This is a genomic window from Streptomyces niveus (assembly GCF_001723055.1).
In the GTDB taxonomy this organism is placed as follows: domain Bacteria; phylum Actinomycetota; class Actinomycetes; order Streptomycetales; family Streptomycetaceae; genus Streptomyces; species Streptomyces niveus.
Genome location: NZ_MDCR01000028.1, coordinates 1 through 26,011, shown reverse-complemented (window position 1 = coordinate 26,011; position 26,011 = coordinate 1). Strand labels below are relative to the sequence as shown.

31 protein-coding genes and 1 pseudogene are annotated in these 26,011 nt (G+C 71.0%); 7 read left to right on the top strand and 25 right to left on the bottom strand.

The window, feature by feature from the left end; genetic code table 11:
- The first annotated feature begins 78 nt into the window (after window positions 1-78).
- Window positions 79-507 carry a cytidine deaminase family protein gene (locus BHU15_RS03440; protein WP_069625790.1) on the top strand — a complete coding sequence of 143 codons (429 nt, stop codon included), beginning with the start codon at window positions 79-81 and terminating at the stop codon, window positions 505-507.
- On the opposite strand, the gene BHU15_RS03435 is transcribed toward BHU15_RS03440, so the two are convergent.
- Genes BHU15_RS03435 through BHU15_RS03425 form a run of 3 tightly spaced genes read right to left on the bottom strand, consistent with a single transcriptional unit; the run spans window position 504 to window position 3,815 of the window.
- The gene (locus tag BHU15_RS03435; RefSeq protein ID WP_023540696.1) at window positions 504-2,585 is read right to left on the bottom strand and encodes a HelD family protein; all 2,082 of its coding nucleotides are present in this window, start codon (window positions 2,583-2,585) and stop codon (window positions 504-506) included. The genes BHU15_RS03440 and BHU15_RS03435 overlap by 4 nt on opposite strands.
- A 43-nt stretch (window positions 2,586-2,628) precedes the next feature.
- Entirely contained in the window at window positions 2,629-3,303 is a 675-nt protein-coding gene (locus BHU15_RS03430) for a TetR/AcrR family transcriptional regulator (RefSeq protein ID WP_069625833.1), read from the bottom strand.
- Window positions 3,304-3,326: 23 nt separating this feature from the next.
- Complete coding sequence (locus tag BHU15_RS03425) at window positions 3,327-3,815, bottom strand: MarR family winged helix-turn-helix transcriptional regulator (protein ID WP_069625789.1); 489 nt, start codon at window positions 3,813-3,815, stop codon at window positions 3,327-3,329.
- Window positions 3,816-3,957: 142 nt separating this feature from the next.
- Between BHU15_RS03425 and BHU15_RS03420 the strand changes: the two genes are divergently transcribed.
- On the top strand, window positions 3,958-5,430 hold the full coding sequence (locus tag BHU15_RS03420) for an MFS transporter (RefSeq protein ID WP_069625788.1): 1,473 nt from the start codon (window positions 3,958-3,960) through the stop codon (window positions 5,428-5,430).
- Here the strand turns inward: BHU15_RS03420 and BHU15_RS03415 are convergent.
- From BHU15_RS03415 to BHU15_RS03405, 3 genes are read right to left on the bottom strand one after another with little or no spacing between them, the layout of a single operon-like run.
- The gene (locus BHU15_RS03415) at window positions 5,411-5,944 is read right to left on the bottom strand and encodes a GNAT family N-acetyltransferase (protein WP_023540692.1); all 534 of its coding nucleotides are present in this window, start codon (window positions 5,942-5,944) and stop codon (window positions 5,411-5,413) included. The two genes, BHU15_RS03420 and BHU15_RS03415, sit on opposite strands and share 20 nt — an antisense overlap.
- A 24-nt stretch (window positions 5,945-5,968) precedes the next feature.
- Window positions 5,969-7,435 (bottom strand): carboxylesterase/lipase family protein, encoded by a 1,467-nt coding sequence (locus BHU15_RS03410; RefSeq protein WP_069625787.1) that lies wholly within the window; start codon window positions 7,433-7,435, stop codon window positions 5,969-5,971.
- Between the two features lie 24 nt (window positions 7,436-7,459).
- Complete coding sequence (locus BHU15_RS03405; protein ID WP_069625786.1) at window positions 7,460-8,314, bottom strand: TetR/AcrR family transcriptional regulator; 855 nt, start codon at window positions 8,312-8,314, stop codon at window positions 7,460-7,462.
- A 100-nt stretch (window positions 8,315-8,414) separates the two neighbouring features.
- Here BHU15_RS03405 and BHU15_RS03400 point away from each other — a divergent pair, with 100 nt between their 5' ends.
- Both BHU15_RS03400 and BHU15_RS03395 read left to right on the top strand, forming a co-directional pair.
- Window positions 8,415-9,359 (top strand): ATP-binding cassette domain-containing protein, encoded by a 945-nt coding sequence (locus BHU15_RS03400; protein WP_069625785.1) that lies wholly within the window; start codon window positions 8,415-8,417, stop codon window positions 9,357-9,359.
- Between the two features lie 49 nt (window positions 9,360-9,408).
- A complete protein-coding gene (locus BHU15_RS03395; RefSeq protein ID WP_069625832.1) occupies window positions 9,409-10,140 on the top strand; it encodes an ABC transporter permease in 732 nt (243 codons plus the stop codon).
- Between the two features lie 41 nt (window positions 10,141-10,181).
- Here BHU15_RS03395 and BHU15_RS03390 read toward each other — a convergent pair whose 3' ends face one another.
- Both BHU15_RS03390 and BHU15_RS03385 read right to left on the bottom strand, forming a co-directional pair.
- Complete coding sequence (locus BHU15_RS03390) at window positions 10,182-11,123, bottom strand: winged helix-turn-helix domain-containing protein (protein WP_069625784.1); 942 nt, start codon at window positions 11,121-11,123, stop codon at window positions 10,182-10,184.
- A gap of 154 nt (window positions 11,124-11,277) precedes the next feature.
- Window positions 11,278-11,988, bottom strand: a complete 711-nt coding sequence (locus tag BHU15_RS03385; RefSeq protein WP_069625783.1) for an HAD family hydrolase — start codon at window positions 11,986-11,988, stop codon at window positions 11,278-11,280.
- Between the two features lie 86 nt (window positions 11,989-12,074).
- Between BHU15_RS03385 and BHU15_RS39970 the strand changes: the two genes are divergently transcribed.
- Entirely contained in the window at window positions 12,075-12,248 is a 174-nt protein-coding gene (locus BHU15_RS39970) for a hypothetical protein (protein WP_167756136.1), read from the top strand.
- Window positions 12,249-12,278: 30 nt separating this feature from the next.
- Here BHU15_RS39970 and BHU15_RS03380 read toward each other — a convergent pair whose 3' ends face one another.
- The 4 genes from BHU15_RS03380 to BHU15_RS03365 all read right to left on the bottom strand — a co-directional run bounded on the left by BHU15_RS03380 (window position 12,279) and on the right by BHU15_RS03365 (window position 16,229).
- Window positions 12,279-13,181, bottom strand: coding sequence for a FadR/GntR family transcriptional regulator (locus BHU15_RS03380; protein WP_069625782.1), 903 nt, complete (start codon window positions 13,179-13,181; stop codon window positions 12,279-12,281).
- 61 nt (window positions 13,182-13,242) lie between these two features.
- Entirely contained in the window at window positions 13,243-14,490 is a 1,248-nt protein-coding gene (locus BHU15_RS03375) for a GNAT family N-acetyltransferase (protein WP_069625781.1), read from the bottom strand.
- A gap of 107 nt (window positions 14,491-14,597) precedes the next feature.
- The gene (locus BHU15_RS03370) at window positions 14,598-15,590 is read right to left on the bottom strand and encodes an asparaginase (RefSeq protein WP_069625831.1); all 993 of its coding nucleotides are present in this window, start codon (window positions 15,588-15,590) and stop codon (window positions 14,598-14,600) included.
- A 45-nt stretch (window positions 15,591-15,635) separates the two neighbouring features.
- Window positions 15,636-16,229 (bottom strand): RsiG family protein, encoded by a 594-nt coding sequence (locus BHU15_RS03365; RefSeq protein ID WP_023540680.1) that lies wholly within the window; start codon window positions 16,227-16,229, stop codon window positions 15,636-15,638.
- Between the two features lie 135 nt (window positions 16,230-16,364).
- Between BHU15_RS03365 and dtd the strand changes: the two genes are divergently transcribed.
- The gene (gene dtd, locus BHU15_RS03360; protein ID WP_031230923.1) at window positions 16,365-16,802 is read left to right on the top strand and encodes a D-aminoacyl-tRNA deacylase; all 438 of its coding nucleotides are present in this window, start codon (window positions 16,365-16,367) and stop codon (window positions 16,800-16,802) included.
- A 26-nt stretch (window positions 16,803-16,828) separates the two neighbouring features.
- On the opposite strand, the gene ygfZ is transcribed toward dtd, so the two are convergent.
- From ygfZ to BHU15_RS03330, 6 genes are all read right to left on the bottom strand, one after another.
- The gene (gene ygfZ, locus BHU15_RS03355; RefSeq protein WP_069625780.1) at window positions 16,829-17,809 is read right to left on the bottom strand and encodes a CAF17-like 4Fe-4S cluster assembly/insertion protein YgfZ; all 981 of its coding nucleotides are present in this window, start codon (window positions 17,807-17,809) and stop codon (window positions 16,829-16,831) included.
- Between the two features lie 21 nt (window positions 17,810-17,830).
- The gene (locus tag BHU15_RS03350) at window positions 17,831-18,268 is read right to left on the bottom strand and encodes a Fur family transcriptional regulator (protein ID WP_069625779.1); all 438 of its coding nucleotides are present in this window, start codon (window positions 18,266-18,268) and stop codon (window positions 17,831-17,833) included.
- A gap of 57 nt (window positions 18,269-18,325) precedes the next feature.
- Window positions 18,326-18,898 carry a heme-binding beta-barrel domain-containing protein gene (locus BHU15_RS03345; RefSeq protein ID WP_023540676.1) on the bottom strand — a complete coding sequence of 191 codons (573 nt, stop codon included), beginning with the start codon at window positions 18,896-18,898 and terminating at the stop codon, window positions 18,326-18,328.
- 267 nt (window positions 18,899-19,165) lie between these two features.
- Window positions 19,166-20,068 carry a hypothetical protein gene (locus BHU15_RS03340; RefSeq protein ID WP_247748525.1) on the bottom strand — a complete coding sequence of 301 codons (903 nt, stop codon included), beginning with the start codon at window positions 20,066-20,068 and terminating at the stop codon, window positions 19,166-19,168.
- Window positions 20,065-20,850 carry a hypothetical protein gene (locus BHU15_RS03335; RefSeq protein WP_069625778.1) on the bottom strand — a complete coding sequence of 262 codons (786 nt, stop codon included), beginning with the start codon at window positions 20,848-20,850 and terminating at the stop codon, window positions 20,065-20,067. Before BHU15_RS03335 ends, BHU15_RS03340 begins: the two co-directional genes overlap by 4 nt.
- Window positions 20,847-21,587 (bottom strand): hypothetical protein, encoded by a 741-nt coding sequence (locus BHU15_RS03330; protein ID WP_069625777.1) that lies wholly within the window; start codon window positions 21,585-21,587, stop codon window positions 20,847-20,849. The genes BHU15_RS03335 and BHU15_RS03330 overlap by 4 nt, the downstream gene beginning before the upstream one ends.
- 103 nt (window positions 21,588-21,690) lie before the next feature.
- Here BHU15_RS03330 and BHU15_RS03325 point away from each other — a divergent pair, with 103 nt between their 5' ends.
- Window positions 21,691-22,053, top strand: coding sequence for a DsrE family protein (locus BHU15_RS03325; RefSeq protein ID WP_069625776.1), 363 nt, complete (start codon window positions 21,691-21,693; stop codon window positions 22,051-22,053).
- A 30-nt stretch (window positions 22,054-22,083) separates the two neighbouring features.
- Here the strand turns inward: BHU15_RS03325 and BHU15_RS03320 are convergent, their stop codons facing one another.
- The 7 genes and pseudogenes from BHU15_RS03320 to BHU15_RS03295 form a co-directional block, all read right to left on the bottom strand.
- Window positions 22,084-22,659: a Uma2 family endonuclease gene (locus BHU15_RS03320; RefSeq protein ID WP_069625775.1), complete on the bottom strand. Its 576-nt coding sequence runs from the start codon at window positions 22,657-22,659 to the stop codon at window positions 22,084-22,086.
- A gap of 45 nt (window positions 22,660-22,704) precedes the next feature.
- Window positions 22,705-23,025 carry a DUF3099 domain-containing protein gene (locus BHU15_RS03315; protein WP_051433695.1) on the bottom strand — a complete coding sequence of 107 codons (321 nt, stop codon included), beginning with the start codon at window positions 23,023-23,025 and terminating at the stop codon, window positions 22,705-22,707.
- 116 nt (window positions 23,026-23,141) lie between these two features.
- Window positions 23,142-23,429 (bottom strand): DUF1416 domain-containing protein, encoded by a 288-nt coding sequence (locus tag BHU15_RS03310; protein WP_018101653.1) that lies wholly within the window; start codon window positions 23,427-23,429, stop codon window positions 23,142-23,144.
- Window positions 23,430-23,461: 32 nt separating this feature from the next.
- Window positions 23,462-24,301: a sulfurtransferase gene (locus BHU15_RS03305; RefSeq protein ID WP_023540668.1), complete on the bottom strand. Its 840-nt coding sequence runs from the start codon at window positions 24,299-24,301 to the stop codon at window positions 23,462-23,464.
- 145 nt (window positions 24,302-24,446) lie between these two features.
- On the bottom strand, window positions 24,447-24,554 hold the full coding sequence (locus BHU15_RS42080; protein ID WP_023540667.1) for a putative leader peptide: 108 nt from the start codon (window positions 24,552-24,554) through the stop codon (window positions 24,447-24,449).
- A 206-nt stretch (window positions 24,555-24,760) separates the two neighbouring features.
- Window positions 24,761-25,507, bottom strand: coding sequence for an LmeA family phospholipid-binding protein (locus BHU15_RS03300; protein WP_171908304.1), 747 nt, complete (start codon window positions 25,505-25,507; stop codon window positions 24,761-24,763).
- 192 nt (window positions 25,508-25,699) lie between these two features.
- Window positions 25,700-26,011: pseudogene (locus BHU15_RS03295) on the bottom strand (hypothetical protein); the annotation flags it as partial.

The following is a 26,011-nucleotide window of genomic DNA, read 5'->3' as shown; positions in this document are numbered from 1 at the left end:
GTACCGGCCACCGGTCAGCGGTTGTACCGGATTATCTGCGTGGCAGCCGGACGGCGCCGACGAGTACCGTTCCGTCGCATGACAGCAGACCTCGGCCCCGGCCTCGATCATGAACTGATCGACGCGGCCACCCGCCTCGCCGAGGCCCACGCCAGGAACGACGACCACACCATGGCGTGCGCCGCCCGCGACCGGGACGGGCGGATCATCACCGGGCTGAACGTGTACCACTTCACCGGCGGCCCCTGTGCCGAGCTGGTGACGATCGGCGCGGCGGCGGCCGTCGGCGCGTACGACCTCGTCACCATCGTGGCCGTGGGGAACGAGGGGCGGGGTGTGCGGTCGCCCTGCGGGCGCTGCCGGCAGGTGCTGCTGGACTACTTCCCGCACATCGAGGCCGTGGTGGACACGGAGAACGGCCTGCGGGCGGTGCCGGTACGGGAGTTGCTGCCGTACGCGTACGAGACCCCGGCGGACGACGACACCACCTCCCAGGCCGACGCCTAGAACGGCAACTCCGCGCTGTGCAGCACGTGCAGCCGGGACACCGCCCTCGTCAGCACCACGTACAGCCGGTACGCGCCACGGGCCTCCGATGCCGCGATCGTGGCCGGTTCGACCGCCACGACGTGGTCGTATTCGAGGCCCTTGGCGAGAGAGGCGGGCAACAGCGTGACGCGGGCGCCCAGTTCGCCGGGGAACCCGGGTGCCAGGCCCGCCCCGGTCAGCGCCTCACGCAGACGGGCGATGTCGGTGTCGGCGGCGATGACGGCGATCGACCCCTCGTACGGCAGCGCCGCGCGGACCGCGCCGGCCACGGCCGCCGCCATCCCCCCGCCCGTCCCCGGCACCCGCTCGATCCGCAGTTCGCCGTCCGCCCGCAGCGACGTGGCGGGCGGCAGATCCACGTCCAACGTGCCGAGCAGCCGGTTCGTCAGCGCGACGATCGCGCCCGGTACCCGGAATCCGACGGTCAGTCGAGCGATCGACGCGTCCGGCGCGCCCAATTGCGCCAGGTGCTCGGGCCAGCTGCGCGCTGCCCACGGGGTGGTGCCCTGCGCCAGGTCGCCGAGCACCGTCAGCGAGCCGAAACCCGCGCGGCGGGCGATGGCGCGGCACTGCATCGGGGAGAGGTCCTGGGCCTCGTCCACCACGATGTGGCCGTAGCCGTCCTGGCGTTCGAGCAGCCCGGCCACCTCGTCCAGGAGCAGCAGATCGGCCGCCGACCACTGGGCCGTACGCGCGGAGCGGGGCCGGGCCCACATCAGCGCGCGCCGCTCCCGCGCGTCGAGGATGCCGTCGGTGGCGTCCGCCGCCCCGGCCCGGTCCGACAGCAGCTCGGCCACGACCTCCTCCGGAGTCACCTTCGGCCAGACCTCGTCCACGAACGCGGACACCGGCCGGGCGCGCGAGATCTTCTGGAGCCAGGCGTTGCCGGTGACGCCCGAGCGCCGTTCGGCCTGCCGCTGGATCAGCCGCACGGCGCGGGTGCGGACCCGCTCGCGGCCGACCGCGTACGGCGGCGCCTCCTGCCGTACGTCGGCGACGATCCGCTCCAGCTCCGCGACCGGCACCCGCCAGCGGTACGAACCGTCGGGCACCTCAAGGGAGTTGGCGGGTGCGCGCACCCGCCCGTACAGCGCGCGGCGCAGCACGGCCGCCATCCGCACGTCGTGTTTGACGAGCGCGGTGGCCGGGTCGTCCTCGGCCCGGACCGGGTGGCGCGCGACCTCGTCCTCGACCGTCGACTGGCGGACGCCCGTCTCGCCGAGGGAGGGCAGCACCTCGGCGATGTAGGAGAGGAACGTGCGGTTGGGCCCCAGGATGAGCAGCCCGCCGCGTCTGATCCGGTCGGGGTGGGTGTAGAGGAGGTACGCGGCGCGGTGCAGGCCGACGGCGGTCTTGCCGGTGCCCGGGGCGCCCTGGACGCAGACGGACACGGTGAGTTCGTCCCGTACGAGATCGTCCTGCTCGGGCTGGATGGTGGCGACGATGTCGCGCATCGGGCCGACGCGGGGGCGCTCGATCTCACCGGCGAGGATCGCGCCGGGGGCGGAGTTCGCGGCGGCGGCGGGCCCTGTCCGCTGGAGGACTTCGTCCTCCAGGCCCGTCAGGTCCGCGGACAGCCCCGTGCTCCACGGCGCCCAGCCGAACCGGCGGCGGACGGCGACGCCGCGCGGGTCGGCCGGCCGGGCCTGGTAGAAGGCCCGCGAGACCGGGGCGCGCCAGTCGATGACGAGGGGCGGGGACGCGGGGTGTTCGCTGATCCGGATGCGGCCGATGTGGTAGCTCTGCCCGGCGTGCTCCGCGCCGCTCCGGCCGGGGCCGGGATCGGAGTCCAGGCGCCCGAAGTCCAGGCGTCCGAAGAACAGCGGGCCTGGTGGCAGCTCGGCCAGCTCCTTGGCGTGGCTGCGGAACTGGTAGCCGAGGACTTCCGCGTCCGCCCCGGAGGCGGAGACGTCGGCGCCGGTGGCGACCCGTTCCCCGGCGCCGTCGATCATGCCCTTCAGGGCCGTACGGCAGAGGTCGTGGTAGGTCCGCTCTTCGCCGAGGGCATGGCTCGGCTCATGGTCGAGTGACGTCATTCCATCGAGAATAACGTAACCGGGTTACATTTGTTACCGCGAATCAGTTGGCCGACCGGATCCCGATCCCGCCCTCCAACTGCCCGAACCCCAGCTCCGCCGCCACCACCGCGTCCGGGTACACCCCGTCGGCGCTCTCACCGGCCGCGATCCGCCGCCAGTTCTCCTCGGCGAGTACGCGCTGCACGGCGACGATCTGCCCGGCCGCGAGCCGCGCGGTGACCGCCGGCACGCCCACCAGCGCCGCCGCCAGCGCGGCCTCGGACCGGCCCTGGTAGGCGTACGCCCGCGCGACCAGCGACGGAGTCCCGTACAGCAGGCCGTGGAAGGCAAGCACCCGCGGATCGTCGCTGAGGCCGGTCACCGGGTCCCGGCGGGCGAGCCCGTCCGCGAAGTGCCGGTGCAGCGCCGCCAGCGGCGACCGCCCGCCCGCACCCGCGACCACCCGCGCCGCCTCGTCCTCGTGGTCGGCGAACCGGTGCAGGACCAGATCCTCCTTGGCGGGGAAGTAGCGGAAGAGCGTCGGCTTCGAGACCTCGGCGGCGGCGGCGATCTCGGCGACCGACACCTTCTCGAAGCCCTTCTCCAGGAAGAGCGCGATCGCCGTCTCGGACAGCCGCTCGTACGTCTGCCGCTTCTTGCGCTCGCGCAGCCCGCCCGCACCGCCCGCAGCGTCCGCGCTGCCCCCGCCGCCCGTCGCCGCCACCGTCTCGCTCATGGGCATGAAGCGTACGCAGCGGCTCACTTCTCGCGCTGACGCGCCCGCCGCGCCGTTCCCGGAGTCTCGGACGGCGTCGCCAACTCCCCTTCGGCCAGGCCGTTCATCAACCGCAGGAAGGTCTCGCGGTCCGCGTCGGAGAACCCCGCCAGCGCCCGCCGGTGCACGCCGTCGACGATCTCCTGGCTCCGTACGGCGAGCCGCGCGCCCTCGTCGGTGACCGCGATGATCCGCGCGCGCCGGTCCGTGCTGGACGGCTTGCGCTCGGCGAGCCCGGCCTTCTCCAGGGCGTCCACGGTGACGACCATCGTCGTCTTGTCCATGTCGCCGATCTCGGCGAGCTGGATCTGGGTGCGCTCCTCCTCCAGGGCGTGCACGAGGACGCAGTGCATACGCGCGGTGAGCCCGATCTCGGCGAGGGCGGCCGACATACGGGTGCGCAGGACGTGGCTGGTGTGGTCGAGGAGGTAGGAGAGGTCCGGCTCCGAGCGGGTGGGCGTCATGGCGGTCATGCCCACCAGCGTAACAATTCGGTCCGTGACAGATTATCCAGAATAGATGGACCGAAAGAGATAGTCCACAACGGGACTATCTACTACAGTCGCACCTGCCGGCCCATCGGAGCGATCAACCGACCCGAGACAGGAGACAGCCATGTCCACGTCCGCCACGGACACAGGCACAGACACAGGCACAGTCAGAAACACAGCGGTCAACCGCGCCCTCGCCCTCGGCGTCCTCGCCTCCGGCATGCTGATGATCGTCCTCGACGGCTCCATCGTCACCGTCGCGATGCCCGCCATCCAGGACGACCTCGGCTTCTCCCCCGCCGGACTGAGCTGGGTCGTCAACGCCTACCTCATCGCCTTCGGCAGCCTGCTGCTCCTCGCGGGCCGGCTCGGCGATCTGCTGGGGCGCAGGCGCGTGTTCCTCGCGGGCACCGGCGTCTTCACCGCCGCCTCGCTCCTCGCGGGCGCCGCCACCTCCCCCGCCGTACTGATCGCGGCCCGCTTCCTGCAAGGCGTCGGCAGCGCGATGGCGGCGGCGGTCAGTCTCGGCATCCTCGTCACGCTCTTCACCGAACCCGGCGAACGGGCCAGGGCCATCGCCGTCTTCAGCTTCACCGGCGCGGCCGGGGCGTCCATCGGACAGGTGGTGGGCGGGCTCCTCACCGACGCCCTGAGCTGGCACTGGATCTTCTTCATCAACCTGCCGATCGGCCTCGCCGCCCTCGCGCTCGCCGTCCGCGTCCTGCCCGGCGACAGAGGCACGGGCACAGGCACGGACGCGGCCCCGGCCCGCGGTCTCGCGGCCCGCGCCGATGTCGTCGGCGCGCTGCTCATCACCGCCGGCCTGATGCTCGGGATCTACACCGTCGTCAAGGTCGAGCAGTACGGCTGGGTCTCGGCGCACACCCTGGGCCTCGGCGCCCTCGCCGCCGCACTGACCGGCGCGTTCATCGCCCGCCAGGCGACCGCCCCGACCCCGCTCATGCCGCTGCGGATCTTCCGTTCGCGCGGTGTCGTCGGCGCGAACGTCGTCCAGATGCTGATGGTCGCCGCGCTGTTCTCGTTCCAGATCGTCCTGGCGCTGCATCTCCAGCGGGTGCTCGGCTACAGCGCCGCCGAGACCGGCCTCGCGATGCTCCCCGCCGCGCTCGTCATCGGCGCCGTGTCGCTCGGCGTGTCCGCCCGGCTCATCGGCCGGTTCGGCGAGCGGAACGTCCTGCTGACCGGCCTTCTGCTGCTGGTCACCCTCCTCGTACTGCTCACCCGGATACCCGTCGACGCCCACTACGCGACCGACGTGCTGCCCCTGATGTTCCTGTCCGCCGGATTCGGGCTCGCGCTCCCCGCCCTGACGTCACTCGGGATGTCCGACGCGGGCGAGGAGGACGCGGGGCTGGCGTCGGGGCTGTTCAACACCACGCAGCAGATCGGGATGGCTGTCGGCGTGGCGGTCCTGTCGACGCTGGCCGCCTCGCGCAGCGAGCGTCTGCTGGCGGGCGGCGCGGGCCGGGCCGAGGCGCTGACCGGCGGCTACCACCTGGCCTTCGGCGTCGGCGCCGGGCTCCTGGTGACCGCGTTCGTGGTGGCGTACGTGGTGCTCAGGCGTCGTACTCGGTGAGGTCGATGGAGTGGATGTTCAGCGCGAAGCCGTACTCCGGGTGCTTCGTCTCACGGTCGAGGACCATGTCGAGCTTGCGCAGCACGTTCTCGGACTCGTCGTTGCCCATCCGGTTGACGGCCACCACCCGCTCCAGACCCCGGTCCTGAAGGGCGAACTCCAGTACCGCGTGCGCCGCCTCGGAGGCGTAACCCTGGCCCCAGAACTGGGCGCCGAGCCGCCAGCTGATCTCGATGTCGGGCAGCACCTCGGGCAGATACTCCGGTACGGAGAGGCCGGCGAAGCCGATCATCTCCCCGGAGGCGAGCAGTTCGATCGCGAAGAGCCCGAAGCCCTCCTCGTCCCACTCCTCTTCCCAGCGCTCGATATCCTCGGCCGTCTCGTCGAGGTCGCGGACCGAGCCGTCGCCGATCCAGCGCATGACCTGCGGGTCCGAGTTGATCTCGGCCATCGCGGCGAGGTCGTCGTCGGTCCAGCGGCGGAGGAGGAGGCGGGGCGTGCGGATCTCGGTCATGCGCCCATCCTGTCAGGCCGCCCGTCAGGGGTGGATGTCCGCGTAGTCCGCCGTACGCCACGCGGCCCGGAAGCCGTCGTACGCGTTCCCCTCGTCCGCCGCGCCCCAGATCCGTACGGTGTCCGTCCCCCAGCCCGGCTCGCCCGTCGCGGCGAAGTCGGCCCACGCCCGCACCATGCGGCGCGACAGGTCGTGGTCCTCGGGCGTCGGCGGGCCGCCGATGAGGAACGCCATCTCGGGAACGTCGAGAACGCCGAAGGCGAAGGGGACGTCGGCGCAGTGCCAGGGGCGTACGACTCCGCCTTCCGTGACCCGCTTCCTGGCGAAGCGGGCGAGATACGTGCTGCGGCCCGCCTCGGCGTGCCGGTCGGCGAAGCGGCTGCTGTACTCGGCGAAGGACATGTCGCCGAAGATCGCCAGGTACAGGTCGAGGACCGGCGCGTGGGGCCGCAGCGCCCGGTACGCCGGTACGAGATCGTCGGGCAGCCCGAAGTCCCGGGCGAAGGCGGCCAGTTCACCGTCCGTGGTGATCTTCTTGCTGCTGCCGACGGCGTCCAGCAGCCAGTACTCCTCCGTCGTATGACAGACCAGCAGATCGACGTCGGCACGGTCCGCCGGATCGGCGTCGAGCGGGTCGGCAGGCAGGACGTCCCCGTCGGCGACCGGGCCGTACAGCACCGGGTCGTAGTAGCGCGCCCCCGCCGCCGGGTCGTCGCGCAGACGCGCGGCGACCCGGTCGCTCGCCCGGACCAGGTCGTCCGGGGACGACGCCGTCAGCCCCTCGGCCGTGACCGGGACTCCGGCGGCCTCCGCCACCAGGCGTGCGGTGTCGGCGGCGAGTTGGCGCGAGTAGACCGGGCCGACGAGGCTGTGGGCGACGGCGCGGTGGAACAGCCCGCGCGCCCGCTCCATCACCGTCAGACAGGCGACGGACGTCGCGCCCGCCGACTGACCGGCGACGGTGACGTCGGCGGGGTCGCCGCCGAAGGCCGCGATGTTGTCGCGGACCCACTCCAGGGCGGCGATCTGGTCGAGCAGCCCCCGGTTCGCCGGGTGGTCACCGCCCGGCACCTGGCCGAAGCCCTCGAAGCCGAGCCGGTAGTTGAGGGTGACCACGACCAGCCCGGCGCGGACCAGCGCCGTACCGTCGAAGTCGGGCTGGGCGGAGGAGCCGAAGGTGTACGCGCCGCCGTGGATCCAGACGAGCACGGGCCGCGCACCGTCGGCCCCGCCCGTCCACACGTTCAGGCTCAGCACGTCCTCGTCGCCGGGCGACCAGGACGGCGCGCCCGGCAGGTCGGCGGACTGCGGCGCGATCGGCCCGAAGGCGACGCACTCCCGTACGCCGTGCCACGCGGGCGCGGGCCGGGGTGCCTTGAAACGGTCGGGGCCGAACGGCGGCGCGGCGTACGGGACACCGAGCACCGCGACGACATCGGAGGCGGTCCGACGGCCCCGTACCTGCCCGTTCGCCGTCAGAAAGAGATCCACGCGCCCGACCCTATGCGAGCGTCCTCAGCCCCGCGCGCCCTTATTCGCGCGGCCCGTGTCCGTGGCGTCCACGTTCTCGGTGTCCTCGCGCGTGGCACCCACGCCCCGGTCGCCGCCCCGCTCCCGCACCAGCAGGTCGATCCCGTCCAGCATGCGCGCGAGCCCGAACGCGAACTCGTGGTCGGGGTCCTCCGGTTCGTCGGGTACGTCCATCACCCCGGCCGCCAGCATCTCCGCGACGGACGGGAAGCGCTCGGGGTCGGCCAGCTTCTGTATCGTGCGCCCGTATCCGGCGAGCACGTCCGCCGCCGGCCGGCCGCTCGCGGACGCGGCGGCGGCCAGGTCGGCCATCAGCGTCGCCTCGTGCCGCACATAGCCGTTGACCATCAGGATCACCGACAGCTTCTCGCCCCAGTCGAGCCGCGTCCCCTCCAGCGCCACCAGCCCCCACTCCCACCAGGCCACCATCCGGGGCGTGGCGGGCGGGCTGGAGACGGGGATACGCAGCGCCCACAGGTTCTCGTAACAGACCCGGCGCATCGACCACGCCCACTGTGCCATCGCCGTACGCCAGTCGGTGCCCGGCGCGGGCGGCGCGGGCGGGACGCCGATGATCGCCTCCTGCATCAGCACGTACAGCTCGTCCTTGGCGGCGACGTACCGGTAGAGCGACATCGGCGAGACGCCGAGCTTCTTGGCGACGCGGCCCATCGAGACGGCGGGCAGCCCCTCCGTCGCGCCGACGGTGACGGCCGTGTCGACGATCCGCTGGAGGCTGAGGCCGGGCTTCCGGCCCTTGGTGGGGCGTTCGCGCAGCCCCCAGGCGGCTTCGATGCTGGGCGGCAGCCCCGTACCGCCGCCGGCCTTGTCCTCTGCCACTTCTCCGCCTCCGCCTTGCCCCGCCCTCGCTTGACGCCATCCTAGTAATGCGTAACCCTTACACATCAAGCGTAAGGGTTACGCATAAGGGAGGGCGGTCATGATCCGAGCCACCGGCCTGGAGAAGTCCTACGGACGCGGCGACGAGCGGGTGAAGGTGCTCGACGGCATCGACCTGTCCGTCGAACGCGGCACGGTCTTCGCCCTGTTGGGCCCGAACGGCGCGGGCAAGACGACCGCCGTACGCATCCTCGCCACGCTCGCCGACGCCGACGGCGGCACGGCCACCGTGGCGGGCTACGACGTACGGACCCAGCGGCGCCAGGTGCGCCGGGCCGTCAGCCTCACCGGCCAGTTCGCCTCGGTGGACGAGAAGCAGACCGGCGAGGAGAACCTGCGCATGGTGGCCCGCCTCGGCGGCCTGTCCCGCCCGGCGGCGCGCCGCCGGGCCGCGGAGCTGCTGGAGCGCTTCGACCTCACGGCCGCCGGGCGGCGGCTCGCCGGCACGTACTCGGGCGGCATGCGGCGCCGGCTCGACCTGGCGGCCGGGCTGGTCGGCGAGCCGCGGGTCATCTTCCTGGACGAGCCGACGACCGGTCTCGACCTGCGCAGCCGGCAGGAGCTGTGGCAGGTGGTGCGCGGTCTGTCGGCCGGGGGCTCCACGGTCTTCCTCACCACCCAGTACCTGGAGGAGGCCGACCAGTTGTCGGACCGGATCGCCGTGCTCGACGGCGGCCGGCTGGTCGCCGAAGGCACCGCGACCGAGCTCAAGAGCCGGGTCTCCGGGCACCGTCTCGACCTGGTGGCCACCGACGCGGCGGCCTACGAGCGCCTCGCGCCGCTCGCCGTACAGCTGTCACCCGACACGCTCACGCTCGGCCTGCCGACGGACGGCACGGCGGCGCGGGTACGGGCACTGCTGGACGAGATCGACCCGCGGCGCCGGGACGTCGCGAGCTTCACCGTGCACAGCGCGACGCTGGACGACGTGTTCCTGGCCCTGACCGGCCGGGGACGGACCACCGAGGAGCCCGCCCGTGTCTGACACCGCGATCATCTCCCCGGTCGGCAGGGCGCTGAACAACTCCCTTGTCATGACGGCCCGTTCGGTCCGGCTCAACACCCGCAACGTCGACGCGATCTTCACCTCGCTGATGCTGCCGATCATGCTGATGCTGATCTTCGTCTATCTCTTCGGCGGGGCGATCAGCACCGGTACGGGCGAGCCGTACGTCGCCTACGTCGTGCCCGGCGTCCTGCTGCTCTGCGCCGGATTCGGCTCGTCCGGCACGGCGGTGGGCGTCAACGAGGACATGAAGGGCGGCATCATCGACCGGCTGCGCTCACTCGACGTCGGCGGCGCGTCGATCCTCGCGGGCCATGTCGCCTCCAGCACCGTCCGCAACACCGTCTCGACGGTCCTGGTCCTGGGCGTGGCCCTGCTGATCGGCTTCCGCCCGTCCCCGACCCTCCCGGGCGCTCTCGCGGCGGCGGGCCTGCTGCTCGCCTTCATCGTGGCGATCTCGTGGCTGGCGGCGACGGTGGGCCTGGTCACCAAGTCCCCGGAGGCGGCGGGGGCGTTCTCGTTCTTCATGATGTTCCTGACCTACCCGAGCAGCACGTTCGCCCCGATCGACACGATGCCGGGCTGGATCCACGGCTTCGCCCACCACCAGCCGGTCACCCCGGTCATCGAATCCCTCCGCGGCCTGCTCCTGAACGACCCGGTGGGCTCGGCCCCGTGGATCGCACTGGCCTGGTGCACGGGAATCCTGCTGACGGCGATGGCCCTGTCGGGCCGGCTGTTCAGGAACCGTACGGCCTGAGGGGGTTCAGCCACCGGCCCCGACGAGGTCACCGCCCGGCGTCACCCATCGGCGGACGGATACACGCTCAGGGTGCCGTGTGCATGCCGCCAGAGTCCCTCGAACATGGCCTGGTATTCGGTGAAGTGAAGAGGCCCCTGAGTATTGCTGTCAGTTGCCGAGTAATGGAAGAGATTGCTCTGCAACCCGAGAACGTCGAGTGCCGGAACAACGGAATCGTCATCCAAGATCATGTTGCGCTCCACCAGCGCATAGACACCGTGGAGCAGCGTTTCGTTGTTCAGGATGTAGATCTTGACTTGCGGGGTCACCGAATGAAGACGTTTGATCTCCAACCGAATGTCGGTGGTGGACCTGTGACTGTCGCTCACCATCGAGATCGTGTTCTTCAGCGTCGTCAAGTGCCCCTTCGCACTCGAATCCCAGCGCTCGAAGGGGCGGCTGTCGCCCTGGTCCACCGCAGCCGGGTAGGCGAGCGGGGAATCGCCGGAGGGGAGCATGAGGCGCAGCCGAATGCTGTCGGGACGCAGATCACCCCGCCCCACCGCGTCCAGCTGCTTGCCGAGGTAGCGGCCCAGTGACTCGGTGGTCAAGGAGAAGGCGTCCAGCGTCACATCCTTCGCCAGGAACGCCCGCTCGATGACGGATTCGAGGCTGCGCGCGGCGGCGTCATCGCTGCGCGCGTCCGTGTGGATCTGTCGGCTACGGACGACGGAGATCTCGTCCGCCTCCTCACCCGGGGCGGACACCTCCGCAGCCCGGGTGACCTCGGACCTGGCACCCTGCCGCGTCTTGATGAACCCTTCGCTCTCAAGCCGGTCCAAGGCGCCCTTGATCGTTTCTCTGGAGACCTTGAAGTCTTCGGCGAGCGCACGCTGCGAGGGCAGCTTTCCCCCCTGCGGGAGCTTCCCGTCCTCGATCCGCGCCCTCAACTTGTTGGCGATCTGTACTGGCAGTGGGTCGCTTGGCCGGTCGGTAGGCATCTCTGCACTCTACAACCAGACCAGCCACCTCGGATAGTTTTCGGCCAACTTGCCAATCTGGACTGCCAATCGAAGAAGTTTCCTGCCTTACTTGCAGACAAGCAGTCCAGTTACCAGGCAAGTAAACTCCGGCATCGGGGACATCATGTCTGATTCACCGGTCCACCAGCTCCGCAGCCTCACGCCGCACCACATTGAGGCTCCGCGCGATCAGAGGCTCGGGCACACCCGCGCCGCGCAGTTCGAGGTACTTCCGCTCATTGCGGGCGTACCCCACGAACGACACTCCCGCCGCGCTCGCCGCTGCCACGTCCGAGGCTCCGTCGCCGATCATCAGCGCCGCCGACGCCGGCAGGCCGAGCCCGTCCAACGCTCGCAGCAGGGAGTCGGGGTGGGGCTTGAGCAGGTCCAAGTTCTCCGTGCGTCCATGGATATGAGTGGCGCCGAAGGACGGGAGGAGATGCCTGTGCGCGAGGTACAGACGAGCGGCATCGGCCGAGTTGTTGGTCGTCACCGCGAGACGGTGGCCGAGACGCTCCAGGGTACGGATCAACGGCCCCGCGCCCAGGGTCGGTTTGGCGGAACGGGCAGCCCGCACCTCCTCCCCGGTGAACACGGAGTGCAGCACCCGCGTGAGCGGGTGGCCGGGCCTCCCGCTCGCGAACAGCCTCAGGACCCGGAAGGGGTCCCTTGTGGACAGCAGGTCCTCTCCCAGCTCCTCGGCCGGAATGTCCCGCAGGATGCGCTCCACGAGCTGAGCGGCGATGTCTCCTGCCGGACGGCCGGCGAAGAGGCGGCACACCGGGCCGTCGAAGTCGAAGAGCACACACCGCGCTCCGGAGAGCCGATCACCAATCTCGGTCACAGCGGCACCCTATCCGGCGGCTCCGCAAGGGCCGCGGCCTGTCGCGCGGGCCTGGGCCCGCACATCCCATCCCTGAAGGAGGGGCCATGTTGCCTCTGATCGGCTTCGCGTTCGAGCAGTTCGTCCAGTGGAAGTACGGCACGGTCGGAGCACTCGCGTTGCTTCTGCTGGTCGTCGGATTGAAGATCAAGAACGCCGCTTGCGCCGGGACCGGCTCGATCGTCCTGGCCCTGCTGGCCATGCAGCCGGGCATGGGCTGACGAGAAGGGCATCGGTCCGGCAACAGGACGTCAGTCCAGTTTGAGGTCCGTCGCGATCGTCGTCCACAGCGCGTCGAACCACGCCTGCGACTGCATCACGAACGCGTGGTCCCGGTGCGCCTGGCCGGGGCCGCCGGACGCGTCGGCGCCGAAGGAGAAGAGCGGCGACTGGCCGCCCAGCGCGTCGTACATTGTCACCGGCTGCCGGTTGATCTGCTCCTCGCGCTTCGTGACGCGGTAGTACGCGAACAGTGCCTCCGCGCCGTTGAGGAGGTACAGCTTCACCGGCGGGGTGAAGGGCAGGGCCTTGAACTGCACGTCCACGTCGATGCCGTGCGCCGCGCCCAGTTCCCGCAGATGGTGGCTGAGGACCGTGCCGTGCGCGTTGCGCATCTTGAGCCAGCGGTGGTGGACGGGGTCGGGCTCGTCCGGGCTGTCGACCATCCGGGGGAAGGCGAGATCGATGCTCCGGTTGGGCATCAGCACCCGCACCGTGACCGTGGCCGGGATGGACTCGCGGGTGTGGACCAGTCTGCCCTGCTCGCCGAGGGCCACGTTCAGCGACTCCGCCGTCAGGCAGAGGGCGTCTATCCGGACGTCGGTCGCGCCGAAGGCCGCGGTGATCCGGGGGCCGAGCGCCGCCATCGTCGCTCGTGGGGTGCCGTCCGCCGCCTCCGTACGGGCGGAGCGGTCGGCGACGCGGGCCGGGGCGCCCCGGGTGACCTCGGTGAGCAGGCCCTCCTGCTGGAGGAGCTTCAGGGCCTGCCGGACCACACTGCGCATCACCCCGAACTCCTCGGCCAGGACGGCCTGTCTCGGCATGGCGTCGCCCACCGCGAGGTCACCGGAGTCGATCCGGCCGCGCAGAGCCTTCGCCACGTCCTCCGGCGTCGGCTGCCGCGTGCCGTCGAGTTCACCGCGCTCAGGGCTCACACAAAAACGCTACAGCCCGGGACCATCTCCTGTCAGGCGCTGGGGAGTTGGTTCGCCTTCGTCAGAACATGTCCGGGCACCACGGCCGCCGGGACGTGCGGAACAGCGTGTCCGTGCGGGCCGCCGCGCCCGGTGTGGCCTCCGTCAGCGTGCCCAGCGCCGCCAGCCGCACCGCCGACTCGTCACCCAGGTACAGCGCCCCCAACTCCCTTACGTCCAGCGTCAGATCGGGCGACGCGGAGGTCGGCACGCACGTCGTGCCGGACGGGGCGGTGTCCAGGCGGTAGCGGCCCGAGGCCAGGGACGCCCGGTCGTGGACGTCCAGGACCAGGGTGCCGGAGGCCGCGTACGTACGGGACTCCAGCGCGCGTACGGTGTCCAGGATCCGCACCCACAGGAAGTCCGCCTGCGTGACGATGCGCGCCGCGCGCGGGTCCGGCAGGAAGAACGGCAGCAGGTCGTCGGGGGCCCGGCGGCCCGTGCGGACCGTGGTGATCCAGTCGACCGAGCAGACGTAGCCCCACAGCGCCCGCTCCGCCGCCGTCGTCACGGCAATCGCGTCGAGCACCGTCGCCGTGTTCAGCGGCTGCTTGGCATCGCCCCACGCCTCGTCCACCTGGTACGTCAGCAGCCCCTCGACCTCGCCCGACGCGGCGCGGTAGACCGCGTGGAACGGTTCCCGCCACGGTGCGCCGTGCGAGGGTGCCGTGCCCGTGAGGACCCGCCACCAGCGCTCGTTGCGGCTGACGACGCCGTGGGCCACCGCCCGCAGCCGGTCGTGGAGTTCCGGGCCCAGCTTCCGCACCTCCGCGCCGTCGACCAGATCGATCCGCCCGCCGTCGTCCGGCTGTCCGGACCTGCGCCGGTCCAGGCCGGCGCGCGGCACGTCGATCGACCAGTCGGTGAACCAGGCGGCGGGGCCGAAGCCGTACCGCCCGTAGATCGGATACTCCGCGGCGATCAGCGTGGACACGACGTCGCCGCGCTCCTTCGACTCCGCCAGGTCGTCGTCGATCATGCGGCTGAGCAGCCCCCGGCGGCGGTGCGTGGCCGAGACCGTGACGTTGGAGATCGCACCGGCCGGCAGCCGGGCGCCGCCGACGGCGGTCAGTTCCTGCGGGAAGGTGCGGTACGTCGCCACGCAGCGGCCCTCGTCGAACGCGCCCCGCATCCGGGTCGGGCCCATGTACGCCCGGCGGTCCGCGAGATCCTCCTCGCTCACCGAGGGCGACCTGAGGAAGCCGGTGTTCAGGGCGCGGAGCCAGTCGGGGAATTCGGAATCGCTGATCACTCGGACGTCGATGGCCATGCTCCGTACGCTAAACACAGACGGGCCGGGATGTCCCCCCGATTTCCGCCGGCCGGGCCGAGTCGTCCGGGCCGAGTCGTCCGGGCCAGGTCGTCCGGGCCGCGCGGTCAGAACACCGCGCGTACCTCGCCGACCTCCGCCTCGCCGCCCAGCAGCGGCGCGCGACCGATCCGGGTCACCACCGGTCCCTCGACCCCCAGCAGCTCCAACGCCCGCGCCAGCACCGGCCCCAGCGCCCGCTGGCCGCCGTCGGCCACCTTGAACGCCAGCGCCCGGCCGTCCGCCAGCGCCACCGCCTGCACGGCCTCCGCGCCCATCTTCGACAGCGCGCCCGGCACCTCGCGCATCAGCCAGGTGTCGTGCCTGCGCGTACCGGCGACATAGCGCGGGTGGGCGCGCATGGCGTCCGCGACCCGGCGCTCGGCCGAGCCCGGTTCGGCGAGTACGAAGTGGCGGAAGGCGCGGGCGAGGCCGCCCAGGCTGATCGCCATCAGCGGGGCACCGCAGCCGTCCGTACCGACCGCCGCGACCCGCTCCCCCGACGCCTCCTCGACCACATCGGCGACGAGCCGCTGGAGCGGATGGGACGGCTCCAGATACGTGGCGAGCGGCCAGTCGTTGCGTACGCAGGCCGCCAGCATCGCCGCGTGCTTGCCCGAGCAGTTCATGGTGACCCGGTCCCTGACCCGCCCCGCCGCCAGATACGCCTCGGCCTCGACCGGGTCCAGCGGCAGATCGGCGGGGTTCAGCAGATCGTCGGCGGTCAGCCCCGACTCGGACAGCATCTTCTGTACGAGATCGAGGTGGAAGTCCTCGCCGGAATGGCTGGCCGCGGCCAACGCGAGCCGCTCACCGGACAGTTCGGCCCCGGCGCGCAGCACGGCCGCCGCCTGGAGGGGCTTGTTGCTGGAGCGCGGGAAGACCGGGGCGGACACGTCGCCGAGCGCGAACTCCACGCTGCCGTCGGCCGCGAGCAGTACCAGCGAGCCACGGTGCCCGCCCTCCACGAAGCCCGATCGCACGACCTCCGCGAGGAGGGGAGCGGGCGGCGGCGGCATGGCGCCGGCGCCGGCACTGGCAGTGGTCCTGCGAGTCGTCATCATCGGCCTTCCGGGCGGGGACCGCTCCGGAAGGCAGTCACGGCATCAGGTAAGCAGGTCGTCTACTTGGGCTTCGCCCTCACGGTACCTGCGGGCGATCTCCGCGCTGCACTCGTCCGCCGTCCGCTGGAGCAGGTGCCTGCGCTGCGAAACCTGCTGCTCATGGCTGACCAGACGGCCCATCGCGGCGTGCAACTCCGCATCCGTACGGGCTTCCAGGTCCGACAGCTCCACCTCGGCGAGCGCCTCGGCGGCCAGCAGCCGGAACTCCTCGCTCCGCGGTGTGGAAAGAGTCACATGCCGGGCCGAGGACCGATGAAGGGACGGGGTGTCCGCCAGGATCTCCGACAGCCGGTCCACGACGGGCGTCTCGGGCGCCGCCCGGCGTGCCAGCTCGGCCCGCAGGATGTCGATACGGCCCTGCAGCAGCCGGCGCAGATAGCTCAGGTCGGCCTCGTCGCGCGTCGCGTCCCGCCGCAGGGCGCGCAGCTCGGGCAGCCGCAGGGCGTGCTCACCGCCCGGTGCCCGCTGCGCGGGGGGCCGGACCGTCGCCGCACCGGCACCGGCACCCCTGCCGGACGCCGTACTGCCGATGATCGGTACAGGACCGGGCGACTGCCCGGCACCAGATGTGCTCATGCGCGCTTACTTCCCCTCGCTCCGCCTGCGTGCATCGTGCCACTCCTGCACGTGCACTTGCAGGCGATCTGCACCCGTTCGGCCCTGGATGGGCGTAGGTCGGTTGCCGGACGGGCCCTGGATAGGTTGGTCCGTATGCGAGCTGTGGTGCAGAGAGTCGACGGCGCGAGCGTCGCCGTGGTGACGGAGTCGGGGACCGAGACGGTCGGCGAGATCGTGGGCGAGGGGCTGTGTGTGCTGGTGGGAGTCACCCACGAGGACACCGAGGAGAAGGCGGCCCAACTGGCCCGCAAACTCTGGTCCCTGCGGATCCTGGCGGACGAGAAGTCCTGCTCCGACACGAACGCCCCGTTGTTGGTGATTTCGCAGTTCACTCTCTACGGGGACGCCCGCAAGGGCCGCCGCCCGACCTGGAACGCCGCGGCGCCGGGGGCGGTGGCCGAACCGCTGGTCGACGAGGTCGTGGCGCGGCTGCGGGAGCTGGGGGCGACCGTGGAGACGGGCCGGTTCGGAGCGGACATGCGCGTCTCGCTCACGAACCACGGCCCGTTCACGGTGCAGTTGGAGATGTGACGTCACAGAGCCTGATGGCTCGTGGCTCAGGCCTCCACGACCACTTCCTGCGCCGCCGCCGTGTTCCCCACCATCAGCGGCGCGTCCAGCGGCACGTTGCGCTTGACCAGGGCCAGCGCGATCGGTCCCAGCTCGTGATGGCGGGCCGACGTCGTGATGAAGCCGAGCTGGCGGCCCTCGTCGCCGTCGGCCGCCAGACGTACGGGCGTACCGTGCCCCGGCAGCACCACCTCGCTGCCGTCCAGGTGCAGGAAGACCAGCCGGCGCGGCGGCTTCCCGAGATTCTGCACGCGCGCCACCGTCTCCTGGCCCCGGTAGCAGCCCTTCTCCAGATGGACGGCGCTGCCGATCAGGCCCAGCTCGTGCGGAATGGTCCGGTGGTCGGTCTCGAAGCCCAGCCGGGGGCGGTGGCCCTCCACGCGCAGCGCCTCGTACGCGAGGATCCCGGCCGGCGGGCCGTTCTCGCGGGCGTACGCCTCCAGGTCGGCGCGCGGCAGGAAGATGTCGCGGCCGTACGGCGTCTCCCGTACGACGGCACCCTCCGGCGCCTCGGCGATGGACCCGGCAGGGACGTGGACGACGGCGAAGTCGTCCGTACGGTCGGCGACGTCCACCCGGTAGAAGAACTTCATCGACTCCAGGTAGGCGATCAGCGCCTCCTGCGTGCCCGGCTCGACATGCGCCCACACCGTCTCGCCGTCGTCCACGAGGGACAGCGCGTGCTCGATGTGGCCGTTCGCGGAGAGGATCAGCGCCTCGGTGGCCTGCCCGACGGGGAGCGCGCTGACGTGCTGGGTGAGCAGCAGATGGAGCCAGCTGAGCCGGTCGTCACCGGTGACGGTGACGACGCCGCGGTGCGAGAGGTCCACCAGGCCCTTGCCGTCGGCGAGCGCCCGTTGCTCGGGGAACAGATCGCCGTAGTGGGCGGCGACACCTTCGTCCTGACCTTCGGCGGCCACGGCACCGGGCAGGGAGAGGAGCGGGCTGGTCGTTGACTGTCGCTGCATGACGACAAGCGTACGACTGCTCTACGATTCGCCGCCCGCCGCGCGGGAGGTGCACTGCTCGCACCTGCCGAAGATCGCGAAGTGCTTCATGTCCGTGGTGAAGCCGAACGTGTCCCGCAGCTTGTCCGTGAAGTCCTTGGCGACCGAGACATCCGCCTCGATGACATTCGTACAGTCGCGGCAGACCAGGTGGATGTGGTGGTGCCGGTCCGCGAGGTGGTATGTCGGCGCGCCGTGGCCCAGATGCGCGTGCGAGACCAGGCCCAGCTCCTCCAGCAGCTCCAGCGTCCGGTAGACGGTGGAGATGTTCACGCCGGACGCCGTCCTGCGTACTTCGACGAGGATGTCGTCCGGCGTCGCGTGTTCCAGGGTGTCGACGGCTTCGAGGACAAGCTGGCGCTGCGGGGTCAGGCGGTAGCCGCGCTGCCTCAGGTCACTCTTCCAGTCGGTGCTCACCACACACCCAGTGTAGGCAGCGCGGCGCTTCCGGTCGGCTACTTGCCGCCTACTGGTCGCCTACTTGAAGAAGGCGATGCCGTCGTCCGGCAGGTCACCGAGGTCCTTCGCCCAGGCCGCGACCTGCTCCGGGGTGACGATCTTCTTCAGGTGCGCCGACATGTACGCGCGCAGCGGCACCTCGGGGGTGGACTTCTCGCCGACCCACATCAGGTCGCTGTTGACGTAGCCGTAGAGCCGCTTGCCACCGCTGTACGGGTCGGCGGAAGCCGTCCGCGCGACCGCGTCCGTGACGAGGTCGATCTGCGGCTTCTGGTCGGCCAGCTCCCCGTACCAGATCTCCACGATGCCCTGGTCACGCACCATGACGACCTCGACCTTGCGGTTCTTGTCGATGCGCCAATAGCCGGACTCGGACTCGATGGGGCGGAGCTTGTTGCCTTCGGCGTCGAGGGCCCAGGTGTGCGAGGCGTACTCGATGAAGTCCCGGCCGTCGTGGCTGAAGGAGACTTCCTGGCCGAAGTTGGCCTTCTCCTCGCCGGGGAAGTCGAAGACACCCACGCCCTCCCAGTCACCGAGGAGGAAGGCGAGCGGGACAAGGTCCGGGTTGAGGTCGGACGGGATCTCGATCATGAGCGGCTCAGGCGATCTGTAGAGAGGCGGTGAGATGCGGGAGGAGGAGAAAGAAGGCGAACGGATCCGGACGCGATCAGTTCTGGCCCTGGTACAGCTTCTTCACGGCCAGCACCGCGAAAGCCGCGATCGCCACCGCGATCAGGGCGAGCAGGGCGGAGAAGAAGTTCTCAAGCACGGGGTGCTCCTCGGTGTGCGTCGTGCGTCGGGGCGGTGAAGGGCCGGTCCCCAGCCTAATGGGTGGGAACCGGCCGCTCTCCGCGCCCCTCAGCCGAGCAGCTGGTTCTGGAGGATCACCGTCTGGTCGAACGGGACGGCGGGCAAGGAGCCCTTACGGGACTGGACGACCAGCGCGACGGTGTCACCGGCGGTGATGTAGGCGTGCCGGACATGAACGGGGCCGCGCGGCGCGATCTCGTCGTAGAAGTACGTGTCGGTGCCGGTGACACCGGCCGCCTCGTACCCGTGGTCCTGGGCGGAGGACAGCTTCTCGACGTCCTTCAGCCTCTGCGGAGCGTCCTTGGTGCCCCTGAGGTAGGTGCCGAAGAAGAACAGCTGGGAGGCGCTGGAGTTGAATCGCAGCAGGTAGACACGGGTGGAGGTGCCGTCGTCGGTCATGGTCCAGCCGCGTGCCGCGATATGGCGCAGGCCGTTGTCGCGGAGGTCGGCGGCCATGGAGCCACGGGTGTCCTCGGCGTACTCCTGGAGGAAGCGGCTGACCGGCACCCGGCTCTTCCCGCCCTTCCCGGCGGCGAGTGCCGGGTCCGGGCGGCTTCCCTCGGGCGCGGGCAGCAGGAGCTGCTCCAGGTCGGCGTAGTGGATCTGGCCCCGGTTGCCGGCGGTGAACGGGGCCTGCGCCCCCACGGGCAGGGCCGGTCTGGCGAGCGGCGGGTACGTCCAGCGGCCGTCGCCCTGGGTGGCCAGGGTGGGGATGTCGGTGCGGTCACGGTCGGTCACGGCGTACGCGACGGTCGTGCCGAGCGCGCCGAAGACGACCGCGGCGGCGGTCCAGCGCAGGGCGGCGAACAGCGCGGCGGGGCGGCGGCGGGGTGCGGGCTCCGGCACGGGCGCCGGGCCGTCCGGGACCGCTGGGGTGGTGACCTCTTCGACGGGCGAGATGGCGGTGGCGGTGGAGCCGGCGCCACCGGAGGCTGTGGTCCGGTCGCTCATGCGGACGCCTCCGGGGACGCGACATGGTTGATCTGACTGGCGAGCACGCGGGCGACCTCTTCCGTGTCCAGCTTCTCGGCGCCGTACGCGTACGCCGTGATCAGCACGTCGTGCGCGTACGCGCCGCACAGCATGGCGTCCAGCTTCCGGCCCTCGGCGTCCGGCAGCAGATAGCAGTCGGCGTCGCCGTTCGCCTTGACCGGCGGGCCCTCGCGGAGAGCGCCGAGGATGTTCCCGGTGTCCGACCGGAACCGGGAGAGCGCGCGGTCGGCCCCGGCCTCCTCGACCTGCGCGAGGTGCAGCTCCACGACGAACAGGCTGTCCGGCGCGGTGTAGCTGCGCTGGGCACCGCCCGTGAACGTCAGCTTCTTCAGGGCCTTGGCCAGCCGGTCCCGCTCGCCCGCCTTGAGACCGCGTACGGCGTCCCCGGCGTGCCTGTCGGTGCGCGTGGCGTCCAGCACGTTGTCGTTGCCGAGCGACCCGATGTCGGGGCCCGGCTGATAGCCGTCCGGCACGGCGAGCAGCTTGGCGCCGACGCCGGCGGGCACGAGGGGCTTCTCCTCCTCGGCGCTCGCCTCGTCCGGCGCGGGCCAGGCACGGGTGGGGGCGGTACGGTCGGCGTCGCCGACCTTGCCGACGGCCCAGATCCCGCCGCCGACGGCGACGGCGAGCGCGAGTACGGCCGAGACACCGGCGACGACGCGCCGGGGGACGCGGCGGGGCGGCGGGTCCGACCCGATGACGTCGTCGCCGGGGGTCTCCGGCCGCTGGTCGTCGGTCACAGGAGCTCCAACTGCCGCTTGGCGAGGGCCTCGAAGGCCTTCTTCGGGACCGGGCCCCGGTTGTTGTCGTAACGGATGTCCATGACGATGTCGCCGTGGTACGCGACGGCGCGCGCCTGGTAGTACGGCTCGTAGCCCGGCTCCCGGTCCGGCTCGTCGAACACCCACGTCCGGCCGCGCTTGCTGCCCGGGATGGCCGAGCCCTTGTTGCCCGCCCAGTCGTCGTCACCCATGTACCGCTGCTGGTTGCCCGCGAACGCGAAGGCCTCCAGGCTCTCCTCGTCACGGAACTGGATGAGGGTGACGGTCACGTAGATCGCGCCTCCCTCGGACCAGCGGACGCTCGCGGCACGCCGGAACTGGCTCTCCGCCAGGTCCTCGAAGATGTCGTCGGGCCGCTCGAACTCGGCCGCGTAGTCCGGCAGATCGAGCCAGCCGGTCTTCTTCTCGGTCCGCGCGCCCGCGGGCTTCCTCACCAGCACGTCGCGCAGATCACCGTCGCTCGTGTCCCACCGGTTCGCCGACAGCGAGCGCGCGGTGGTCTTCCCGTCGGCCGGTACGGGCTTCGGCGCCCGCAACTCGGCCTGCGCCAGCGGCGGCAGCGGCGTGGGCTCGCGCTGGTACTGCACCGCGTACCCGGTGACGGCTCCGGCGAGTACGCCGAGGACGGCCGCCCCCGCGATCAGAGCCGTGGTGCGCCGCCCCCGGGGCGGGCGTGGTCTTTCAGGCGATTCCAAGAGGTCCCCCCACAGGACTGAGGCGCGGGTTCCGTATCCCGCGCATCCAACAGACCAGTCGGGCGCCAACGGGGTTGTACAGGCGCGCATTACAGTTCGGAACATGGCCAAGAAGCTCGTGATCAAGGTAACCGCCGGCGCCGACGCCCCAGAGCGCTGCTCGCAGGCCTTCACCGTGGCGGCGGTCGCCGTGGCGAGCGGGGTGGAGGTCTCCCTCTGGCTGACCGGCGAGTCGGCGTGGTTCGCCCTCCCGGGCCGGGCGGCCACCTTCGAACTCCCGCACGCCGCCCCGCTGCCCGACCTGATCGAGTCGATCCAGTCGTCGGGCCGTATCACCCTCTGCACGCAGTGCGCGGCGCGCCGGAACATCGAGGAGAAGGACGTTCTGGAGGGCGTACGCATCGCGGGCGCGCAGGTCTTCGTGAGCGAGGCGATGTCGGACGACGCACAGGCGCTCGTGTACTGACGGTCTGCCGGTGAGGCGTGCCGGAACGACCTAGCCGGACGGAGCGAGCTTGTCCAGGTCGAGGTTGATCTCGAAGGGCAGCGGCCGGTGGAGCGAGCCCCGGAAGATGCCGACAGGTACGTATGAGGCGGTCGGCTCGTCGAGTTCGTAGACGTGCACGACGGGCGCTCCGTTCTCTTCCTCGATGCGCCAGAAGTGCGGGATGCCGGCCTCCGCGTACTTGCGGAGCTTCACCGTGCGATCGCGGTGGGCCGACTCGGGAGAGACCACCTCGACCGCGAGCCGTACCTCGTCCGGTGCGAACCAGGTGCGGTCGCCGTCGTAGTCGGCCGTCGTGACGAGCAGATCCGGCTCGGGCCGATTGCGCTGGTCAAGCTTGATGGTCATCTCGCGACCGACTCTGACGTCGGCCGGTGCCTGCTCCATGAGAGCGACGGTGAGCATGGTGACGAGGTGGCCGTGCCACCACCTCTGTGGCGACATCATGAATACGAGCGCTCCGTCGATCAGCTCGGTGTGGCGGGGCGCCTCGGGGAGGCGGTCCAGGTCCTCCGCGAACCAGCCTTCCGCACGCGGCGGGCGCATCCAGTCCGGCAGTGCGGTCATGCCTTCACCGTAGCGGCTCACGGTTCGAGCATGCTGCCCCCGGCGTCATTTCGGAGGCTTGGGCGGCTTCGGAGGCTTACGCGGCCTCGGGGACGGTGGCGGCGGGTTCGGGGGCTTCTTCTTGCCGTCCAGTTCGTCCCACCACTCGTCCGACTTCGGGTCGCCCGACGGGTCGTCCCACCAGCGGTCGTCCGGGCCCCGCGTATTCGCCGTCATCGCCGCGATCGGCGGGATGACCATCGCGACCACGCACATGCCGATCGCCACCGGCACCGACCACAGGCGCACGAACGCCCACGCGGAGACGAACAGGGCGATGCACCCGCCCATCAGCACGAAGTAGCGGCGACGGCGTCGCGTATACATACATCGAGCTTACCGACGGCACGAAGGGCCGCACCCCGTGTCAGGAAGCGTCCAACCCCCTGGGGTGCGGCCCTCCGGCCGATCATGTCCTACACCGACACCGCCGGCCGCCCGGCTCAGACCGCGATGGCCACCTCGGCCAGACCACCGGTCTGCGCGACGACCGTACGGTCCGCCGTGCCGCCCGGCACCAGCGCGCGTACGGTCCACGTGCCCTCGGCCGCGTAGAAGCGGAACTGTCCGGTCGCCGAGGTCGGGACCTCCGCGGTGAATTCTCCGGTCGAGTCCAGCAGGCGTACGTAACCGGTGACGGGCTCGCCGTCGCGGGTCACGGAACCCTGGATGGTGGTCTCACCGGGCTTGATCGTCGAGGCGTCCGGGCCGCCGGCCTTCGCTCCACACATATGGGATCTGTCCTCCGGGTCGGGCGGTCGGGTTACTTGGCGGGGCCGAGCTCGATCGGCACGCCGACGAGGGAGCCGTACTCGGTCCACGAGCCGTCGTAGTTCTTGACGTTCTCCTGGCCGAGCAGCTCGTGCAGCACGAACCAGGTGAGCGCCGAGCGCTCACCGATGCGGCAGTAGGCGATGGTGTCCTTCGCCAGGTCGACCTGCTCCTCCTCGTAGAGGGCCTTGAGCTCGTCGTCCGACTTGAACGTGCCGTCGTCGTTGGCGTTCTTCGACCACGGGATGTTGCGCGCGCTCGGCACGTGGCCGGGGCGCTGCGACTGCTCCTGCGGGAGGTGCGCCGGGGCGAGCAGCTTGCCGCTGAACTCGTCGGGCGAGCGCACGTCGACCAGGTTCAGGCTGCCGATCGCGGCGACGACGTCGTCACGGAAGGCGCGGATGGACGTGTCCTGGGCCTTGGCCTTGTACTGCGTGGCCGCGCGCTCCGGCACCGCGTCGACCAGGTCGCGCGAGTCCAGCTCCCACTTCTTGCGGCCACCGTCGAGGAGCTTGACGCCCTCGTGGCCGTAGAGCTTGAAGTACCAGTACGCGTACGAGGCGAACCAGTTGTTGTTGCCGCCGTAGAGGATCACGAGGTCGTCGTTGCCGATGCCCTTCGCGGACAGGAGCTTCTCGAAGCCCTCCTGGTCGACGAAGTCGCGGCGCACCGGGTCCTGGAGGTCCTGCTTCCAGTCGATGCGTACGGCGTTACGGATGTGGTTCTTCTCGTACGCCGAGGTGTCCTCGTCGACCTCGACGATGACGACCTTCGGGTCGTCGATGTGGGCCTCGACCCAGTCGGCGTCTACCAGGACGTCGCTGCGGCTCATGTGTTCTCCTCCGGGGCAGTGTGCGGCGGGTGGTGCGGGCGGCGGCGCCTTCCGGGCACGGAGGCGCGGCGGGCTGCGTACGGCACGGGGTGGCCCTGATGCGTTCGAAGGGCCGGGGAGAGGTGGCGGGAAGGACGTATCCCGCTCAGGCGGTGCGACAGAGCATGGCGGCGACGCGGCACAGGTCGACTGCCCGCCGCTTCGTGAGGTTCGCCTGTCCCCGCTGCTGGAGACCGCTGATGAAGCACTGCATGCGTCCGATCGTAGGGACGTATACGGTGCGATGTCACCGGTGTGTCGAATGGCGAGACGGGATCGTCCGAAATGCGGGACGGATCCGCGCTCGGCGCCGTCAGGAGACGGCCGCGGCGCCGCCCGGACGCCCGTTCCATCTACGGGATGGACATCCGCGTCTCACCATACGGAGACGCCCACGCCCCCGCCGTCCCCTTGGGCCCGTCAGCTCGCCAGGTCGACGTCCGTGCCCGTGCCCGAGAACCGCAGACCGTCCTCCGTCGCCGTCACCTTGTCGAGCTTGATGGTCGACGGCATCCCGTCGATCGTCAGGTCGTAGTCCACGACCTCTTTCAGCTTGTCCTGGACACCCGGCACCGGCAGCTCCGGCAGGTCCTCGGCGCGCAGCCGGACCTTGTCGCCCGCCTCCAGCGAGACGGTGCTGTACGCCGTGAAGTCGTCCGTCAGCATCCCCTTGAAGGCGTCCGGCACCTCGATGCCCGCGCCCTCCACCAGATCGTTCAGCGGCCCCGACACCTTGACCTGGCCCTTGGCCGCCCGCTCGGGACCCGCGTAGCCGACCGTCGCGCCCTTCGGCGCGGACTTGGTGAGATCCGCGTACGAGATCAGCGCCGAGCCGTCCGCGCTGCGCGCGACCGCCGACGAGAAGCTGCTGTTCACCTCGACGTCCCGCAGCGTGGCCTTCACCTCGGTGACCTCGACGTCGCGGCCCTCGGTGGTGGCGGTTATCCCGCCGACACTGACCTCTATCTCGTCCAGCGAGGAGCCGGCGACCTGGGTCAGGAAGGGGAAGCCCTTGATGGAGACACTGGGCTCGCCGGTGAGACCCTGGCTGCTCTTGATCTTGCTCGCCGCCTCGCTCTCGGCGAAGTACACCGCGGCCCGGTCGACGGCCACGAACAGCCCGCCGAGGATCACGACGACGATCAGCAGAATTCGCAGTGCTCGCATTGCTCGGTGTCCCCCACCCTGGTGGTACCAGCCCCCATGACGACCGTGAGCCTAATGGCAGCGTTGTCGCTCTGGTCCCGCGGATCGATCTCGGATCGCGGCCGTACGGCGTGTCCGCACGTACCGCATTTGGTCGACGTCCGGGACCCTCTGTTCGGTTCCCGGACAGGTGTCGGTGTGACGTGTGACGTGTTACGCCAGGGCCCGCCCCAGCAGGTAGATCGCGGGTACGGCGACCGTGAGCGGCAGCGCGACCCCGGCGGTCATGTGGACGAAGCGCGACGGGTAGTCGTAGCTGGCCACCCGCAGCCCGATCAGCGCGCACACCCCGGCCCCGAGGCCCAGCAGCGCGCCCTGGCCACCGATGTCGGTGAGCCCGCCCGCCAGGATCCCGGCGCCCGCACCGGCCGCGAGGGCGACCACGATCGAGGCGGGACCCGGCAGCGGGAGCGCGCGGGCGACGGTCGCGGCGGCGACGGCGAGCGCGCCGACGATCACGGCGTC

Coding starts and splice junctions, on each gene's coding strand:
- BHU15_RS03300 (WP_171908304.1), bottom strand. CDS start 25,507: ATGCGAGCACTGCGAATTCTGCTGATCGTCGTCGTGATCCTCGGCGGG.
- dtd (WP_031230923.1), top strand. CDS start 16,365: ATGCGAGCTGTGGTGCAGAGAGTCGACGGCGCGAGCGTCGCCGTGGTG.
- BHU15_RS03310 (WP_018101653.1), bottom strand. CDS start 23,429: ATGTGTGGAGCGAAGGCCGGCGGCCCGGACGCCTCGACGATCAAGCCC.
- BHU15_RS03395 (WP_069625832.1), top strand. CDS start 9,409: ATGACGGCCCGTTCGGTCCGGCTCAACACCCGCAACGTCGACGCGATC.
- BHU15_RS03415 (WP_023540692.1), bottom strand. CDS start 5,944: ATGACCGAGATCCGCACGCCCCGCCTCCTCCTCCGCCGCTGGACCGAC.
- BHU15_RS03390 (WP_069625784.1), bottom strand. CDS start 11,123: ATGCCTACCGACCGGCCAAGCGACCCACTGCCAGTACAGATCGCCAAC.
- BHU15_RS03420 (WP_069625788.1), top strand. CDS start 3,958: ATGTCCACGTCCGCCACGGACACAGGCACAGACACAGGCACAGTCAGA.
- BHU15_RS03425 (WP_069625789.1), bottom strand. CDS start 3,815: ATGACCGCCATGACGCCCACCCGCTCGGAGCCGGACCTCTCCTACCTC.
- BHU15_RS03365 (WP_023540680.1), bottom strand. CDS start 16,229: ATGAGCACATCTGGTGCCGGGCAGTCGCCCGGTCCTGTACCGATCATC.
- BHU15_RS03325 (WP_069625776.1), top strand. CDS start 21,691: ATGGCCAAGAAGCTCGTGATCAAGGTAACCGCCGGCGCCGACGCCCCA.
- BHU15_RS03315 (WP_051433695.1), bottom strand. CDS start 23,025: ATGTATACGCGACGCCGTCGCCGCTACTTCGTGCTGATGGGCGGGTGC.
- BHU15_RS03430 (WP_069625833.1), bottom strand. CDS start 3,303: ATGAGCGAGACGGTGGCGGCGACGGGCGGCGGGGGCAGCGCGGACGCT.
- BHU15_RS03375 (WP_069625781.1), bottom strand. CDS start 14,490: ATGGCCATCGACGTCCGAGTGATCAGCGATTCCGAATTCCCCGACTGG.
- BHU15_RS03305 (WP_023540668.1), bottom strand. CDS start 24,301: ATGAGCCGCAGCGACGTCCTGGTAGACGCCGACTGGGTCGAGGCCCAC.
- BHU15_RS03340 (WP_247748525.1), bottom strand. CDS start 20,068: ATGAGCGACCGGACCACAGCCTCCGGTGGCGCCGGCTCCACCGCCACC.
- BHU15_RS03440 (WP_069625790.1), top strand. CDS start 79: ATGACAGCAGACCTCGGCCCCGGCCTCGATCATGAACTGATCGACGCG.
- BHU15_RS03400 (WP_069625785.1), top strand. CDS start 8,415: ATGATCCGAGCCACCGGCCTGGAGAAGTCCTACGGACGCGGCGACGAG.
- BHU15_RS03320 (WP_069625775.1), bottom strand. CDS start 22,659: ATGACCGCACTGCCGGACTGGATGCGCCCGCCGCGTGCGGAAGGCTGG.
- BHU15_RS03435 (WP_023540696.1), bottom strand. CDS start 2,585: ATGACGTCACTCGACCATGAGCCGAGCCATGCCCTCGGCGAAGAGCGG.
- BHU15_RS42080 (WP_023540667.1), bottom strand. CDS start 24,554: ATGCAGTGCTTCATCAGCGGTCTCCAGCAGCGGGGACAGGCGAACCTC.
- BHU15_RS03370 (WP_069625831.1), bottom strand. CDS start 15,590: ATGACGACTCGCAGGACCACTGCCAGTGCCGGCGCCGGCGCCATGCCG.
- ygfZ (WP_069625780.1), bottom strand. CDS start 17,809: ATGCAGCGACAGTCAACGACCAGCCCGCTCCTCTCCCTGCCCGGTGCC.
- BHU15_RS03345 (WP_023540676.1), bottom strand. CDS start 18,898: ATGATCGAGATCCCGTCCGACCTCAACCCGGACCTTGTCCCGCTCGCC.
- BHU15_RS39970 (WP_167756136.1), top strand. CDS start 12,075: ATGTTGCCTCTGATCGGCTTCGCGTTCGAGCAGTTCGTCCAGTGGAAG.